14 protein-coding genes are annotated in these 15,780 nt (G+C 49.2%); 5 read left to right on the forward strand and 9 right to left on the reverse strand.

Annotated elements, in window-relative coordinates; translation table 11 throughout:
• Nucleotides 1-75 precede the first annotated feature (75 nt).
• Together FT643_RS02650 and FT643_RS02655 are read left to right on the forward strand one after the other, a co-directional pair.
• On the forward strand, nt 76-498 hold the full coding sequence (locus FT643_RS02650; RefSeq protein ID WP_156869120.1) for a DUF4112 domain-containing protein: 423 nt from the start codon (nt 76-78) through the stop codon (nt 496-498).
• A 204-nt stretch (nt 499-702) separates the two neighbouring features.
• A complete protein-coding gene (locus FT643_RS02655) occupies nt 703-1,719 on the forward strand; it encodes a response regulator (RefSeq protein WP_156869121.1) in 1,017 nt (338 codons plus the stop codon).
• Between the two features lie 151 nt (nt 1,720-1,870).
• On the opposite strand, the gene lexA is transcribed toward FT643_RS02655, so the two are convergent.
• Nucleotides 1,871-2,494 carry a transcriptional repressor LexA gene (gene lexA, locus FT643_RS02660; protein WP_232339813.1) on the reverse strand — a complete coding sequence of 208 codons (624 nt, stop codon included), beginning with the start codon at nt 2,492-2,494 and terminating at the stop codon, nt 1,871-1,873.
• Between the two features lie 110 nt (nt 2,495-2,604).
• Here lexA and dinB point away from each other — a divergent pair, with 110 nt between their 5' ends.
• Nucleotides 2,605-3,663 carry a DNA polymerase IV gene (dinB, locus tag FT643_RS02665; protein WP_156869425.1) on the forward strand — a complete coding sequence of 353 codons (1,059 nt, stop codon included), beginning with the start codon at nt 2,605-2,607 and terminating at the stop codon, nt 3,661-3,663.
• 56 nt (nt 3,664-3,719) lie between these two features.
• On the opposite strand, the gene FT643_RS02670 is transcribed toward dinB, so the two are convergent.
• Nucleotides 3,720-4,280: an AAA family ATPase gene (locus tag FT643_RS02670; RefSeq protein ID WP_156869122.1), complete on the reverse strand. Its 561-nt coding sequence runs from the start codon at nt 4,278-4,280 to the stop codon at nt 3,720-3,722.
• Nucleotides 4,277-4,687, reverse strand: coding sequence for a TA system antitoxin ParD family protein (locus tag FT643_RS02675; RefSeq protein WP_156869123.1), 411 nt, complete (start codon nt 4,685-4,687; stop codon nt 4,277-4,279). Before FT643_RS02675 ends, FT643_RS02670 begins: the two co-directional genes overlap by 4 nt.
• Before the next feature lie 213 nt (nt 4,688-4,900).
• Between FT643_RS02675 and FT643_RS02680 the strand changes: the two genes are divergently transcribed.
• Nucleotides 4,901-6,199 carry a patatin-like phospholipase family protein gene (locus tag FT643_RS02680; protein ID WP_156869124.1) on the forward strand — a complete coding sequence of 433 codons (1,299 nt, stop codon included), beginning with the start codon at nt 4,901-4,903 and terminating at the stop codon, nt 6,197-6,199.
• Nucleotides 6,200-6,244: 45 nt separating this feature from the next.
• Here the strand turns inward: FT643_RS02680 and FT643_RS02685 are convergent, their stop codons facing one another.
• Nucleotides 6,245-7,480, reverse strand: coding sequence for an esterase/lipase family protein (locus FT643_RS02685; protein ID WP_156869125.1), 1,236 nt, complete (start codon nt 7,478-7,480; stop codon nt 6,245-6,247).
• Nucleotides 7,481-7,608: 128 nt separating this feature from the next.
• Nucleotides 7,609-9,060, reverse strand: a complete 1,452-nt coding sequence (locus tag FT643_RS02690; protein WP_156869126.1) for a WS/DGAT/MGAT family O-acyltransferase — start codon at nt 9,058-9,060, stop codon at nt 7,609-7,611.
• Nucleotides 9,061-9,567: 507 nt separating this feature from the next.
• Between FT643_RS02690 and FT643_RS02695 the strand changes: the two genes are divergently transcribed.
• Nucleotides 9,568-10,644, forward strand: a complete 1,077-nt coding sequence (locus FT643_RS02695; RefSeq protein WP_198043262.1) for an AraC family transcriptional regulator — start codon at nt 9,568-9,570, stop codon at nt 10,642-10,644.
• A gap of 81 nt (nt 10,645-10,725) precedes the next feature.
• Here the strand turns inward: FT643_RS02695 and FT643_RS02700 are convergent, their stop codons facing one another.
• The 4 genes from FT643_RS02700 to FT643_RS02715 are packed head-to-tail and all read right to left on the reverse strand — an operon-like array spanning nt 10,726 to nt 15,772.
• On the reverse strand, nt 10,726-11,499 hold the full coding sequence (locus FT643_RS02700) for an outer membrane lipoprotein-sorting protein (RefSeq protein ID WP_198043263.1): 774 nt from the start codon (nt 11,497-11,499) through the stop codon (nt 10,726-10,728).
• A 13-nt stretch (nt 11,500-11,512) separates the two neighbouring features.
• Nucleotides 11,513-12,973: a hypothetical protein gene (locus FT643_RS02705; RefSeq protein WP_156869129.1), complete on the reverse strand. Its 1,461-nt coding sequence runs from the start codon at nt 12,971-12,973 to the stop codon at nt 11,513-11,515.
• Nucleotides 12,948-13,373 (reverse strand): hypothetical protein, encoded by a 426-nt coding sequence (locus tag FT643_RS02710; RefSeq protein ID WP_156869130.1) that lies wholly within the window; start codon nt 13,371-13,373, stop codon nt 12,948-12,950. The genes FT643_RS02705 and FT643_RS02710 overlap by 26 nt, the downstream gene beginning before the upstream one ends.
• Entirely contained in the window at nt 13,370-15,772 is a 2,403-nt protein-coding gene (locus FT643_RS02715) for a hypothetical protein (RefSeq protein ID WP_156869131.1), read from the reverse strand. The genes FT643_RS02710 and FT643_RS02715 overlap by 4 nt, the downstream gene beginning before the upstream one ends.
• Nucleotides 15,773-15,780: the final 8 nt, after the last annotated feature.

Below are 15,780 nucleotides of genomic sequence, written 5' to 3' on the forward strand. Positions count from 1 at the left end.
CGAATTCCTCATTGCTTTTGCATTTATAAGTAATGGTAAACTGTATTTCATCAGAAAACCTAAGGCTCTTTACCCATGCCTGATCAAATCATGCCGGATCAACCTGCACTGAAACAGCCGAAAGGCTTATATTCCCTGGCGAACCTCAAACGCCTGGCCTACCTGTTGGACGACCGCTTCAAAATTCCTTTCACCCGGTATCGGCTGGGCTGGGACTTTATTATCGGCTTAATTCCGGTGGCCGGGGATATCCTGACTGCTATTTTGTCACTCCACATTCTCATCGCCGCCAGAAAATATGGCGTGTCCGGGGGGGCTATGTGGCGCATGCTTTCCAATATTCTGATTGATATGGTAGTGGGTGCCGTGCCGATTGTTGGAGATCTGCTGGACGCTAGCTGGAAAGCGAACGCCATGAACGTCAAGTTACTGGTCAAATCCATCGAGAAGCAACAGGATATGTTCATCACCGGGGCGGAACAAGCGGAAGGATCATAAGCAATTTCACTGATTGCTAAATGAACTGCAGGGCGTGGTATTGCCTGCAGAGAAACCCCGCCTGCATAATTTCAGAAATGGCACTGGCAAAGTTTGCCATAGTTAACAATAATTTATAAATAGGCTATGACGGGCAGAAACCACATTTCTGTATATACTGAACGGTATGCCCTTTACGTTAATGCATCTTAAGAAGAAGTGCCCATGTCGATAAAACATGCCCTGGTAGTAGACGATTCCAAGTCTGCGCGATTTTCATTAAAAAAACTGCTGCAGCAGCAGGACATCAAAACCGAATTCGCTGAATCTGCAGGCGATGCCCTGAACTACCTTACCAGTAATACGCCGGATATCATTTTTATGGATCACCTGATGCCGGGGATGGACGGATTCGAGGCGACGAAAGCCATTAAATCGAACCCGGACCTTAAAGATATCCCCATCATTATGTGTACCTCCAAGGAAGGCAACGACTACGCCCAGCAAGCCATTGCGATCGGCGCCTACGCCATTTTACCGAAGCCTGCTCCTGCGGCGACTCTGGCAGCGATCCTGAACCGGCTTGATCCTTCTTCAGCAGGCAAAATGGACTCGTTGGGCGCAACGGAAAACAAGCCCTCTCAAAGCGTGGGCGTCAGCACCCGCGTTGTTGAAAATATGGTACGTAAAATACTGGAGGAGCGCTTCGAAGCCTCTCAGAAGCAACTGCTGGAGGCTATCCGCGAAAATCTGTTGGCTGAAGTGAAGCAGGATATAGCGCACGCAAAATCCGATTTACGTGTTGAGCTCAATTCGCGCATGGATAACCAGATCCGTGAGCAAAGCACCAGTATCTGTCAACGGGTTGCCGGCGATCTGATTGATAACCGTTATGACGAAATCAGCAAGAAAGTCGAGAGCCACCTGAACAGCAGCCTGGGATCGATCAGCGATGCGATGGAAACTAATCGCAAGGCCTCCCCTGAACTGATTGAAGAAGTGAAAAAGATTGCCCAATTCACCTCAGCCGCCACCGCCGGTGAAGCCGCAAAAGAGGCAGCTACTGAAATCAGCCAGAGCATCGCCCAGGACGTAGCGCAGGAAGAACTCAGCAATCTGAAATCGTCGGTATCGGAACAGCTGTCAGCAGATCTGGGTGACCGCATCAAGAGCAGCAAAATGTTTGGCGTGGCGGGATTCTTATGTGGCGTCGTGGCACTGCTGGTGGTTATTTTCAGCTAACGCTTTCCAGTAACCTTGGCATAAAAAAAGGCTGCAGCGGGACTGCAGCCTAAAGAGGCAGTAAAAATTGATGGGTGTCGATTTTTTACTGCGCGAGAAAATCGATGATTCATTTGATACTAAGACGCCTGCGGCGTTTTAATTCTTTTTGCTAATGTAACTGCCTGGACTCTCGGATAACGCCGACGAACACACCCTCTACTACCAATTCGTCCGGAGCCACCATGATTGGTTCATAGCTGGTATTTTCCGGCATCAATGCAACCTGATCTCCAGCCAGCTTTAACCGTTTCACGGTGACTTCGTTATCCACCCGGGCTACGATAATTTTACCCTCGCTAACATCCTGGGTTTTACGCACCGCAATCAAGTCGCCGTTCAAAATGCCGACGTCCTTCATGCTATCGCCCCGCACCCTCAGTAAATAAGTGGGGCGTTCCCTGAATAACCTCAGCGGTAGTGATAGCTGCCCCTGCTGGTTTTCGATGGCTTCAATTGGAATTCCCGCCGCCACCGCGCCAACAACCGGCAAACTGATCCATTGTTCCTTTGCCACCAGGTTCTGCTCTTTATCCTGTGCAACCAGATTCCAGCGCTCTAAATCTTCCAATAATTCAATGTGGTAACCGGGACTGGATATCAGCTGTTCCTTAGCCGGCCAGGTACCTTTGATCTCTCGGTATTCTGCGATCCAATGCATTAACTGAGCATGAGATAGTGATATGTCTGACAATTGTACAGCCGTGCTTACAAACGCCTTATCCTGTGAGCTCATGGCAACGCCTCCGCGATCATTTTGACTAGTTGATTTTTACTGTATACTTGTACAGTATATCACTACGCCGAATTTGGCAAAGATTTTTTTAACTGGAACCGAGCGCCATGATGCGGAAGATCATCCATGTCGATTGCGACTGTTTTTACGCCGCCGTGGAAATGCGGGATGACCCTTCGCTACGTCATCGCCCCATAGCCGTCGGGGGCGATCCCGGTCGTCGCGGAGTCATATCCACGTGCAATTATCCGGCACGGGAATATGGCGTGCATTCCGCAATGGCGTCGGCCTATGCCAAGCGCCTGTGCCCGGAACTGATTATCCTTCCTCATAGGATCCACTACTACAAGCAAGTCTCTCAACAGATCCGGCGTATCTTTCTGCAATATACGGATCAAATTGAACCTTTATCTTTGGATGAAGCTTTCCTGGATGTCAGCACACAGCCGCATTTTCAGGGTAGTGCAACGCGCATGGCTGAAGCGATTCGCAAGCAGGTCAAATCACAGGTGGGTATTACCGTATCAGCGGGGGTAGCGCCGAACAAATTTGTGGCCAAAATAGCCAGCGACTGGAATAAGCCGGACGGACTCTGTGTAATCCCGCCACCGCAACTGGATGATTTTGTTAAAGCCCTGCCAGTGGAAAAATTACATGGGGTGGGAAAGGTGACCTGCGCACGCCTTCATAATCTGGGCATTCGTACTTGCAACGACATCCGACAATATAACCGCTTTGAATTTGTCGAACGGGTAGGCAGTTTCGGCGAACACTTATATCGTTTGGCGCACGGAATTGACGAACGCCCGGTACAACCCCGTACCGATCGCAAATCACTGAGTGTAGAACATACCTACGCGGAGGATTTACCGGATTTGAATAGTTGTCAGGCGAAATTTCCAGAATTGTGCCAACAGCTACAGGGTCGCTTACAAAACTTGAAGCAACACAACCAGATCAAAAAAGCCTTCGTAAAGCTAAAATTTTCTGACTTCACCAGCACAACAATGGAGTGCGGGGTGCGCGAGCCGTCTTTAAGCATTTACAAAACATTATGCAATGACGCCTTCAAACGTAAAAATATGCCAGTGCGCCTACTGGGCGTTGGCGTCCGCTTCATAGAAGCCGACTCTGCCCCGCCATCACAGATCTCGTTTAAATTTAGCTAACGCGGAATCTGGAGTGGCAGATGGCGTTCCTGAATTCGATCAGCGGATAACCAAAACTAAAAGCCTTTGGCCCATTCGGGTAGCGGGCAAACGTGCTCACGACGTTGGCCCTGTTTAATGGTAATCACGGGTAAAAACGGATGTTGCAGGCTGGAATTATCCAATATCCAGACCTCGTCACAGAGGGGAATGGCCGTAGCCACATGTTCAAGAGTGCGGGGAATTCTGGCGACTACTTTATCGTCGGGCACATTGTGTCCACCCTCTTCAACCCGCTGCGCAATCCGGGCTTTGTTCAGATCACTACAAAACACGTGAATCACCACCAATATAACCTGATAACCACGGGCTTTAGCGCGGGCGATAAAATCGATTTTAGACGGGTGTGAAAACACGGTTTCGAAACAAAAACTTTTACCCAGGTCCAACTGTTCGAACCGCAATGTTTGCGCCAAGCGGGAGGCGTGATAGCTGTTGATTTCAGGTTCATCCGGGAAGACATCTTTGGCTATCAAGTCGGCATTGATGAATGGCATACCGAGCGGTTTTAATGCCTGATTGTAAAACGTACTTTTGCCTGCGCCATTGCCCCCGACCAACATCCATAATTGTCTCATCCGTGATAGTGCACCTGAAACTCACCATCACAGAATTGACCAATGAGCACTTCGCCATCCGGGTGTACCTGTTCCAGCATACCGGGATGGGCGGCTGAAGCCTGATAACGAATGGAGCCGGAAGCTATCGCATCCGATAACGCACCGGACTCACGGGCACTGCCCAATGTGGCAAACACATCATCCGGGCTCGCGGTGACGGGTGTCGTTTCCTCCAGCTTGATTCTGATCAGACCCGCGTTGATTGCCAGCAACGTATCAGGATCAATTATCTTAGCAACCTTGCGCCCGATATCAGCCCAATATTCAATTTGTTCTGCAGCGCTACGGTGCTGCGCCGAACTCGCCTCGGTCGCCGCGTTCATTAAATTACTTTCCAAACGGACGGGTGATGCTGCCTTAGCCATAGTTGCTGACCTCAATAACCAGGGGATACAGTTAATCTCATTGTAGCAGATCGCTACATACTGGCAACACACCTTTCCCTAACACAGTTAACCTGGTCAAACCGAATGTCCAAACCATTAGAGACACCTTCCCTGCTGGCACACAATCTGCATTTGCCACCTTTATAGCCAACTCATTACAACCCCAATTTGCGCCACATAAAGGATTTTTGAATGCAGCCTATTTCTGCATCCGTACGCCAGCCCATGACAGCATTGGTACTTACTGCTGGAGGAGCACGGGGCGCCTATCAAGCGGGAGTCATGAGACGGGTTAGTGAAATACCCGCATTCGCTAATGGCTCTGCACCATTTTCTATCATCACTGGTGCATCCGCGGGCGCCATCAACGGCGCGGCTATTGCCTCGCAACATCAGAATTTCAGCGCGTCTGCGCAGCTGCTTGTCAAGCTTTGGTCAAATCTTAAAGCCAGTGATGTTTACCGGACGGATCCGCTCTCCATGCTTAAAAACGCCGGGCGAATGGCAATGGATTTTGGTCTGGGGGGATTAATCGGAGCCGGCCGCGTCACCTCACTAGTAGACTCCACACCACTATACGGATTTCTAACCCAATACCTGGATTTAACCGGTATCCGGCGCGCCGTAAAAGACGGCGGCCTCTACGCCCTGGCCATCACCGCCACCGGTTATCATTCAGGGCGAGCGTTTACATTCATTGAAGGTAAAGAAGGACATCCACTGTGGAATAAAAGTCGCCGCATCGCACTCAATGCCGAAATTACGGTTCCTCATATTCTCGCATCCGCTGCAATTCCCATCGTATTTCCGCCAGTAGAACTGCCTGCAGGAAACTCTACAGCCTATTTCGGTGACGGCGCTATGCGTCTGGTCACACCCTTGAGCCCCGCAATTCGCTTGGGTGCTGACCGCATATTGGCAGTGGGGGTTCGCTGTAAGGAATCCGCCGACAGCTTGCTGCGTTCGGAATGGTCCTCTGATGCTGATTTTTCCAGCGACCTGAAACGGCCACCGCTTTCTCAGATTTGCGGCACCCTGATGAATGCTATATTTCTTGATCACCTGGACGCCGACCTGGATCACCTGAACCGCATGAATTCATTTGTTACGGAACATGAAAAACTGGAATCCCTCGTATGCGCCACCGGCGATAACACCGTTTTGGATCATGAGCCAATGAGGATCGTGAACCCGCTGGTTATATCGCCTTCCGCAGACATCGCTTTCATCGCGAAAACACTGGAACACCGGATGCCGAAAAGCGTTCGCTACATGATGGAAGGCATGGGCACACCGGACGCTCAAAGCGCCGATCTTACCAGCTTCTTACTCTTCGATTCTGCGTTTACCCGGGAGCTGATCCAGCTTGGTTATCGCGACGCCGCGGATCGAATTGATGAGATAGAAGCGTTTTTATGTGAACCGGAATTGGACAGCGCCAGCCTGAATAAAAACAACCAGACATCCGGCACACCGATTTCCATGGAATAACGCATTCAGGCCGAAGTAGTTATTGCTTCTGCAGTGTGAAGGGGCTTACCTGAAAAATCCCGCTTTGCCCTCGCCCTCTTGGTCCTCTAAAACACCGCGCTTGATCAGCCATCGCTGTAGGTATACATACATGCGATGGTCTTGCAGCAGTGCTAAATGCCCGACCTGATCCAACATCACGCGTTCAACGTTTGGATGTTGCTGTGGAAAGTAAGGGCCTCCCATAGCGCTGTCTTCCGGCACTAAACCGTCACCCAACCAGCGATTGCCCGATTCATAGAACCGCCTGGCACCGACCAGCAAATGATGGCTTTTATCACTCATCGGCAACCAGGGTTGTGGCGCGTTCTCATGCTCCGGTTCGGTTACATTGGCGTGTCGCAGGCTCCGGATCCCCCTGCTACGGATGTTACCTAGCGCCATTAGCGGCTTTGAATAGGGGGTCGCACCCAACATGGAATTACTGAAGTTGCCGATTTTTTCCAACGGCGCACCGGCGTGGGGGCTCGCCAGATAGGCGGCGTTATGGGAGGCCGCTAGCCAAGCATGACGTTGTTTTTCTGCATAATGATTAGCACTGCGGATAACCAGGCCACCCATACTGTGACCAATCATGGTAATCGAACTTTTTCTGGGTTTCGTTTGTGTCCAATACTGGTCAAGCAACTCTGCAAGCTGCCTTCCGTTTTCCCAAATCGGCAGGCCTGTGTTATAACGAATCCAAGCCACCTGATGACCTTGCTCACGTAATTTGGCCACCAACTCACTGTGACCCGGGCCTTGCCAATCGTGTTCACTCAAGCACAGACCGTGCACGAACAAAACCAGGCTCTTGCGTTTTTGAAGATTTAGCTGACTCAACTGAATATCATTGCCCAGCTCATCAACCGTCTCCATGCCCATCGCCAGGAGGTGATCCCATTCGACCAATTTATCCCCCACCACACCATTCAACGCGCTGCGCATCCTAACCAATGCCCCGGATGCAGGCGTCTGACCAGGCAAGCGGTTGACCCACTGGTGAATGCTGTCTGATCCATATTCGAAGACCAGTTTTACCAACTTGTAAACCTTCGGCGCCTTACTGAAATCAGCCTGGTGCTTGGCGTCCCAGGGCATTGGAGCTGCCGTCACAGTGTGATGCATCTCACCGGCCACGCGAGTGAGTTCACCGCCGCTGCGCATCGCCAGCGTAAATAACCCAAACAGCCAATGGAAGGAAGTATGACGCTTGGCCGGTGATGGAGAAGCAACCGGGCGAGCAGAAGAAGATAGCGGCATGACGAGCTCCTATTTACAGTGCACATGCGTACACTGTAAATAGGTTAATATAGTCAAGCAAGTGTTTTTATAAGTCTATTTTTGTCACAAGATGTTCACTTTTATAAAAGCCTTGATGCGACATGGACTTAGGCGTGCTCTTCGCGGGTACGGTCCAGAAAAGCGATCTTTGTCTTCCTGGTTGATGCGCCTTTTACCTGTTTCGAATCGGCGATACCCACCACCGCTTCCAATTCAGAAATAGCATCATCCAGAAAGCCTAACAAGCGCTGCATACTGGGTAGTGTCCGCCTACAACCAACAATGCCAAACTCCAACCTGTCCTCATAGTGAACCAAAGTAATATTCAGGGCCATTTGGTTCACTATGGCTGACACCGGGTAATAACGTTCCATTTTGGCACCGTTCCAGTACAGCGTATCCGTGGTGCCTGGCACACTGGAGATGACCACGTTAAAAGCCAGCCATTTCGGTAATAGCCCAGTTAGCACGGTCAATCCGGTGGGAGCCAGCGACAAGGCGGTGTAGTTAACGATTTCTTCCTTGCTCATTTGACCAAACTTAGCTTTTGCTTGCTGGACTGAATCTTTTACGATATTCAGACGATCAAGCGGATCTTCTTTGTGAGTGCCCAGGTTAGCCAGTATGGCGGCTACCTGATTCCCGCCAACACTGTCATCTGTGCGCAATGAAACCGGCACCATTGCAATCAGAGGGTCATCCGGCAAGCTATCCATGGAGGCCAAATAATTCCGTAATGCCGTCGCACTCAACGCCAAAACAATATCGTTAGTGGTGGACCCGGTTTGAGTTGCAATCGCTTTCAATCGTGCCCGTTCATAGGATTGAGCAACAAAACGACGGGAACCAGTGATTGGTTGGTTAAGCTTACTGGGTGGTGCTTTAAACACATTGCTATATTCGGGATCCTTAGACGCAGCTTGCACTGTCTGATAAAGAGCCTTAACAACAGTGGGCACACTGGAAACCTGGCGGCTTGCCATGCCGGACAATTTCTTTAACGCAGCAAACCGTCCTGGTGATTCCGCTTCCTGCGGGAATACCGGATCCAAGGCAGGCATTTGCCAGAAAGGAGGCATGTCTCGCTGCTCTGGATCGGTAGAGAGTGACTGTATTGTGGCGCGAACCCCGGACACTCCGTCCAACACCGAATGATGGACTTTGTTGTACATTGCAAAATGTCGGCCGTGCATCTGCTCAATCAAATAGCTTTCCCACAGCGGCCTGCTGCGATCCAGTAAATTACTGTGCTCAATAGAAACAAACGTCAGTAACTCTTTCACACCACCGGGTTTGGGCAGTGCCACGTGTCGAAAATGATGGTCCAGATCGAAGCTACTGTCGTGCTTCCAGAAATGGCCCCGCTTTCGTGAAACCAGTCGTTGATTGAACGGCGCTGAGGGTTGATCGTATTGACGGATAAACTCTGCCATATCGCTAATAAAATTAGCAGGAGCGCCCTTTGGCTTTTCGAAAATAAGTAGTCCGGCAACGTGCAGGGGCTGGCTTCTTCTTTCCAACCACAAAAACAAATCATCGAGTAACGATATCCGTTCCATTACATTTCCTTATGCAGTCATAAAACTAGGTGGGTTCAGGTCAGTATCTCAGCTGGATGCGAACGATCTAATTACCAAAACGGTGATTAGCTACTTCTTAACAAAAAAAGTCGATTTTCAGACCAACTATAATGCGTAGGGTTATACCCCCAATAGGCCAACTGCATGCCATCTACGTGCCAACTGCATGCCATATCGTTCTCATAAGCGAAATTTACCTGCAAACTGGTCAGACAACGGCCACTTATTGATTCATTAGCACAATTGTCCATCGCTTTTCAAGGGACGAGCAGTATACCCCTTAGCTCTCAATCAGTCGAAATTAAATATTTCGAACAAATCTGTCCTAAATTGACCGATAGCCATTCCTATTTGCCGCATTTACACGCCCACATTTACTTTATGCAACACAAACTGACTAAGTATGTACACTTTAACAATAATAAATCACGACTCAGGTCTTCTAGAATTAAAGCTGAATCCCACCCAATCATAAAAAAAATAATAATGACCATGGATCAAGATACCGCAATTATATTGCCCGAATATGTGTCAGCCTATCTTGAGTTGCCGGAACAACTGGGGCTCCCGAAACCGGAACTATCCCGATTAACCGGGGTTGACCTGAATGCACTATCAGACCGCTCTACACCATTCTCGCTCAACGAAATCCTATCAATGATTAAAGTAATCATGGATGCCCTTAATATGCCCTATGCAGGGTTAGCCGTGGGACAACAAATGCGATTGACCTGTCACGGCATGGCCGGAGTGTCTGCAATGGCGCAACGGACCTACGCGGAGTGCCTGCAGGCGGCCGCCAGCCTGTGCGAAAAAGCCTTCCCGCCGTTCAGTATGGAATATTTTGAAACGAAGAATACTGTGGGCCTGCGCATCATCGAAGTATTGTCACTGCATCCGTTCTCTCATTTCTTTGCCGAATCAATAACGGTGAACTTCAAAAATATTCTTCAGTTTTTATTGGGCAAAGAATACCAGCCGGAATACGTCGGCTTCCCTTACCCTCCGCCCGCTTACGAGAATATCTACGAGCGCTATTTCAATTGCAAAATTAAATTCAACACAGATCATACCGAGTTTGTAGTATCCAAAAAACTGGCACAAAAAGAACTATTATTAGCTAACCAGGGGATTGCTCGCATGGCAGAAGAAGACTTCCTTAAATCTATCCCGCCGATCAACCTGAACTATCTACCAAAGAAACTGCGGTTAGTATTGATTCAGAGTGTCGGCGCTTTTCCATCGTTGGAATGTGCAGCCCGCAAGTTAGGCATGAGCGGCCGTACTTTACGAAGACAGCTCAACAGCATGGGCACCAATTTTCAAAACGAATTGGACTTGTTGCGACGAGAATTTGCCATCAGCTATCTGACTAAAAGCGATAAATGCATAACCGAAATTGCATTAATGCTGGGCTTTTGCGATTCATCTGCGTTCAGCAAAGCCTTTAAAAAGTGGACCGGTGAATCTCCTAGAGAATTTAAAAAACAATACGGTCAACAGTACAAAGCGCAATACGATGCAATTATACCCTCTGAATTAAAGTTCCTTGAATCTTTCTGACATTATTAAATCCTGACAATAAAAAAGGCCTGAGTAATATCAGGCCTTTTTTATTACGGGCAAACTTTCAGCCGAGTGAGTTCATCGCCAATTGCGCATAGCCAGCTCAGTGAACTCCGACGTTCGCAACCCGGTGTTCATTTTCAATTCCAGCGATACCATTTTGGTGCTGTTGCCACTTTGATGATTTGCCATTGTTACGGTTTCCGGATTCCAGAACTTTTCATTAAACAATCGATAATTGTCTGTTTCCATGGTCTTTAGCAACTTACCATCCTGATCGAAAAAGTCTGCCTTTATGGGGCGATAATAAACGGTATCGATCCACATCTGGGTTTTGCTATAACCGGATTCACCGGACTTCGGAAAACGATCGACTACAAAGCAGGTCTGATCACCACAGGGTGCTTCTTTAACTAATTCGAAACGATAGTCCGCCACGTTCTGATCGGATAAATCTTCAAAGGTGAATTCGCTGCCCCGGAACGAAGAACCCTTGTTGGAACTGGTAATCCGCTTCACCCGACGTGTTGACGGAAGATAAAGGTACTGTTTATCGTCCCCGCCTTTCTCTGCGACGGTGAGTAACGAGATGCCGTTCTCTCGACGTGGCGCAGTAAAAATAGACATGCTATAGGCGTCCCCATTTGTGTCGGTCATGGCTTTCACCAACATTTCCCGCTCTGTGGTTTCGCCTTTATCGTCAATGAGGATCATTTTGACTTTATGGGTCATGTCCTCAAACCCCTTCCCATTTTGTTTGGCCTTTTCAACGATTTGTAATCCTGTCTGGGGTTCCGCGACAACCCAACTGGCGGTCATCGCGAATAAAACGGTTGCTAGTAATCGAAACATCTCGCACACACCTCTAGAAATGATAAAAAACATCGACCTGAATATAGGCGTCCCTTTCGATCAGGTTCATTTTTTGGGAGTTGTCTGAAATCCTTATCAGATCGAATAGCGTTTGGGGTACATTATCAAAATCGACATCCTCGGAATAACCGGTGGGATCAATCTGAATTCTATCGAACTCTTCCACCACACGATCAAATTGCTTTTTACCGATCGTAGTCCCTTCATACAGCGCCAACATGTCGTCTATGACCTGTTGCGGTATGGGTGTCGTGCCTGCTTCAATCTCATCGGTGAACGCTTGTATTTCTGAAGCGTACTCAGCCGGGTCCAGGCGCGGCTCGTTGGCCAGAAAATACTGGCCGGTAATGTTCAGTGTCCAGGAAGAACCAAAGGTATTAGTCCAGAAAAAATAACCGAAAGCTTCATCGTATTCGTAGTCAGCTACCACTCCCAACACCAGGTTACTGTCGCGTGCATCGTTTAATGCCAGGCGTCCGGCTATGCCGATATCATGATCAAATAAAGTGCCATCAATCTGATCCCGGCTGTCCCAAATGGCCTCCACATACCAGGTTAGATCCAGATTGGAATCAAATAAACCACCCTGGGTATACTCGAACCCGCCAACCACCGATTCAAATTGCTCAATCGACCCTGTTTGGTAAGTCGCTTCTGCTTTCAGCAGAACATCACCCCAGGGATACACCAGATCAATCGACGTTTGATTGACTTTTTCATAAACCGGAATCAGAAGAGGGTCAGCAAAGTCGTAATTGAAAATAAAATACGGGTCTCGAGTGACACCGTAAAAGTGTGAAAGGCTGATATCCATATCACCCCACCGGGTTTTCCACTTGGCAGCAAAATCGGTCTTACCGGTTTTTCCCCGGTCGTATTTCTGATTATCCGCGTCGATCAACAAAGGGTAACGTAAACGGCCATCTTCACCCGGATACCACGCTGGCCTGACATCGTACATTGCATATAGCTCGATGAGCTGCTCACCCCAGTAAAAGGAAAGCGAGGCCATCGGTTGACCCAATTTCTTCTGAAAAGGCAGTTCTGCCCTGTCCTTCTGATTAATCAGATCCGTGATTTTGAATATTTCATTAACGCCCCAGGAGACCTGGCCTACGCCAACACGGGTTTGAAAGTTCTCGCCGTGATGCAGCCATAAAAATTCCCGTGCATCCAGATAATTCCGTTCATCATCAACACTATCGCCACGAGCGAACAAAGTCGCGATGAACTGATCACTATCTCCCAGATCCTGGGAATAAGTCAGCTCAAAAGCGGCGGCAGGATAGGTTTGCTCTTCCACATATTCGCTGGTATCCGGATAAAAACGGGTTTGAGCATTCACCCAACCGGATACCGAGCCCCACTCTGCGAAAGCAGAAGATGTTATCGGCAACAAAGCTGAATACAGCAATGTACGCCCGATTTTACGTTGCCACTTCTTGGTTATCATAGTTTGTTTTTATTTTACTGAGTCCGATAATGTAGCTACTGCAAAAAAGTAAGACAACGATATAAACCGGCAACACTGTGAGCAGAAGATTGGGAGTAGCGGCGTACAGATGCGCTGTCAACATCAGGCTAAGGGAACAACTACTGACAATGAACACACAACTGATACGCCCGAAGATCGTGTCACCCATTTTGTTGAATAACCATTCCAATGCCGAACTGCCCACGGCCGTGGTGAAAAGGTTTACGCCGCCCTGATAAAAAGCTGAAACAATAGCCTGTTGAGGATCGTGCCGGTTCGCCCAATAAGCCCAGGCGAACCAAGTGATGGCAGAGCTGATTGCTGCAACAATAATCCTGAAACGAGGTATCGACAGATACTGCTTTGCCGATTTGATCAACGTGATCTCCGGCTAACCGCATTCGCGCGAACAACGGGCGTCGCCGCAGATTGATACCAGATAAGGATTAAGCCAAGTACGACCAGATTGACCCAGCTGAATGAGCCACCACTGCCCTCCGTGACCTGAATGTTACTGAGCCCGGTGTCGATGACATCAGTGATTTGGTCCACTGTATCATCAACAACATCACCACCGCCGCCCAGATCCGGCAAACCGTTAGTGACGCCATTTTTTACATCGTCTGATGCCAGTTGCTTGGCATTCGCACAAAGATCGGCGCTCAGTGAAAAAAGCTGACAGCGCCAGTCAATGGCATGGTGCAACGCGGCTTCGCTACCACGATTAAAGTGGGTCAGAAAATCGTCCAGCTCACCCGAATAAACCTGATCCAATAGATCATCAATAGACTGGGCATCGCCCACACCGATCAGGTTTGCCAGGTAGCCGGTGGTATCGCTACCACCGGGGATAGAAGAAAGATCGACACCAATTAAACCGGTCAGAATCGTATCGTCCAACTGACCGAACTTATTGTCCAAGTCCAGTTCTTTCAAAGACTCTAAAGATTGGTTTGCCAGCTCCAAGCCAAAGCCACTCTGCACTATTCCGTATCCGTTTTCGAAATCGTCAGCTCCGGTTTCCCCGAAACGGAGATCCGGGACCGGCTCGATAACCTCTTTCAGCAATGGCAAGTCGACCAATTTCGCCGTGGCCAGGGAAGAATTGTTTGGGAAACTGCCGTCACCCAGCGAATAATGCATACCCAAGGGACGCTCAGACCGGCCATCGGGTGGATTGCGATAATACTGAGCGAAATTATTGCCATCCGCTATATCCAGATAATGTTGCATCATTCCAACCACGAACATCATCTCGGCACCATTCATGTTCAACGGAACGACATGACTGGTGAAACTGGGCCAGAATGTTGACTCGGTGAATGCCTGCATAAGACTGCCGGTTCCATTCACAAGATAAACCCCTTGCAGATCCGGTGCAGTTGCTCCTATCCCCATTCCTAACATGCCACCTAATGACATACCGTCAAACATCACTCTGTCGGAGTCTAATCTGGGCACGTTCGGATACTCAGGGTTGGACCAGCTCGCCAACAATTCCGGTAACCCGTGCTTGGTCGTATGAATCACCACATTTTGGTCCACTGTCGCTTGTACAAACATACCCAGCAACTGCATGATCGTGAGGGGTGTCGAAACCGCCATAGAAATATGTGGCTCTTTTAACACATCAAAAGTGGTAACCCGGGAGCCGTGATTAGGATGATCGATGGCAATCGTTGCCATTCCAAGGCGATCACCCATTATAAACCCGTCGTGGGTAAATTCTTTAAAGTTTCCCAGGCCGTGTCCAAACACGGCGACAGGCACAGGGCTATCCTGCTCCCACTTAGGCAGGCTCATAATAAATTCAACCCGGCGGCGGGATAGATCCTGAATGGGCGCATAGGGTGGGTATACGCCACCGTCTTCATCCCGAAAATTCACCATGGATAGCTGACCTTTCAGCGCGACCAACTCGTAATCCGGGTCGCCCATGGTCTTAGCCACTTCCAATTCGGTTGCGTAATTCGGGTATTCCAATGCAGTTGCAACCATGTCCTGCATCGGCTGGGTCACCTCATCTTCATCCTTCACTGTGAACCAGGTGAAGGAAAGAATATTGTCAAAGGGGATACCCAGTTCCCGCAAGCTATTAACCGGTGCGGTATAGGTGTAATTCAGGATCCAGCCGGCCTCACCGTTGAGTGCTTTGGTGACGCCCTCTGTTGGTTGAAACAAATCATTGCCGTTTAGTCCCACCACGTCGTTGAATCCCGACTGAAACAAGACTGCAATATAGCGTTCTCCGAATTCAAAGCGGGTGCGCGGCCAGGCACTCACAACCGGCCTGCCCCGGCCGGGGCTAAGCTTCGCCTGCGCGGCTTTATTCAGCGACACAATCATCGGCACCCTTTCACCGGTTTTCATATTGTAAACGTGTAAAACGCCTTCACCGTCCTCGGGAATGTCAGTGAACGGCCACTCATTGAGTTCAAATAACACCGGCCCTAACGCGGAAAAGCCAGTGCTTCGATTTAAAATTTCTGAAGGCATGAAACTGGAAGGAAACTGCAATCTTGCCGGCGCCAGTTGTCGCACTGAGCCCGTGGTACGGCGATCGAGAATGGTATTGCTATAGTTGTAACGTCCTACTGTGTTACGGAAAACATCACTGGGAAAAGGCAAAGCGCAAGTGTCCACAGCGATCGGGTTACACCTGCTGGCGGCGGAAAAACCCGCGGCTTCCAGCCCCCCTGGTGTGAAACACAGTAGCACCAACAACGTTAATACCGGAGGCAGAGAAAAACTGGATTTCCTTGCGGTAATGCGTCCCATTGGTCATC

Origin of the sequence: Ketobacter sp. MCCC 1A13808 (genome assembly GCF_009746715.1) — a bacterium.
Classification (GTDB): Bacteria; Pseudomonadota; Gammaproteobacteria; order Pseudomonadales; family Ketobacteraceae; genus Ketobacter.

Bases quoted from the DNA above. Each gene is read 5' to 3' on its own strand.
- FT643_RS02715 (WP_156869131.1), bottom strand. From the start codon at position 15,772: ATGGGACGCATTACCGCAAGGAAATCCAGTTTTTCTCTGCCTCCGGTA.
- FT643_RS02680 (WP_156869124.1), top strand. From the start codon at position 4,901: ATGCAGCCTATTTCTGCATCCGTACGCCAGCCCATGACAGCATTGGTA.
- FT643_RS02670 (WP_156869122.1), bottom strand. From the start codon at position 4,280: ATGAGACAATTATGGATGTTGGTCGGGGGCAATGGCGCAGGCAAAAGT.
- FT643_RS02705 (WP_156869129.1), bottom strand. From the start codon at position 12,973: ATGATAACCAAGAAGTGGCAACGTAAAATCGGGCGTACATTGCTGTAT.
- lexA (WP_232339813.1), bottom strand. From the start codon at position 2,494: ATGAGCTCACAGGATAAGGCGTTTGTAAGCACGGCTGTACAATTGTCA.
- FT643_RS02685 (WP_156869125.1), bottom strand. From the start codon at position 7,480: ATGCCGCTATCTTCTTCTGCTCGCCCGGTTGCTTCTCCATCACCGGCC.
- dinB (WP_156869425.1), top strand. From the start codon at position 2,605: ATGCGGAAGATCATCCATGTCGATTGCGACTGTTTTTACGCCGCCGTG.
- FT643_RS02700 (WP_198043263.1), bottom strand. From the start codon at position 11,499: ATGTTTCGATTACTAGCAACCGTTTTATTCGCGATGACCGCCAGTTGG.
- FT643_RS02690 (WP_156869126.1), bottom strand. From the start codon at position 9,060: ATGGAACGGATATCGTTACTCGATGATTTGTTTTTGTGGTTGGAAAGA.
- FT643_RS02695 (WP_198043262.1), top strand. From the start codon at position 9,568: ATGACCATGGATCAAGATACCGCAATTATATTGCCCGAATATGTGTCA.
- FT643_RS02655 (WP_156869121.1), top strand. From the start codon at position 703: ATGTCGATAAAACATGCCCTGGTAGTAGACGATTCCAAGTCTGCGCGA.
- FT643_RS02650 (WP_156869120.1), top strand. From the start codon at position 76: ATGCCTGATCAAATCATGCCGGATCAACCTGCACTGAAACAGCCGAAA.
- FT643_RS02675 (WP_156869123.1), bottom strand. From the start codon at position 4,687: ATGGCTAAGGCAGCATCACCCGTCCGTTTGGAAAGTAATTTAATGAAC.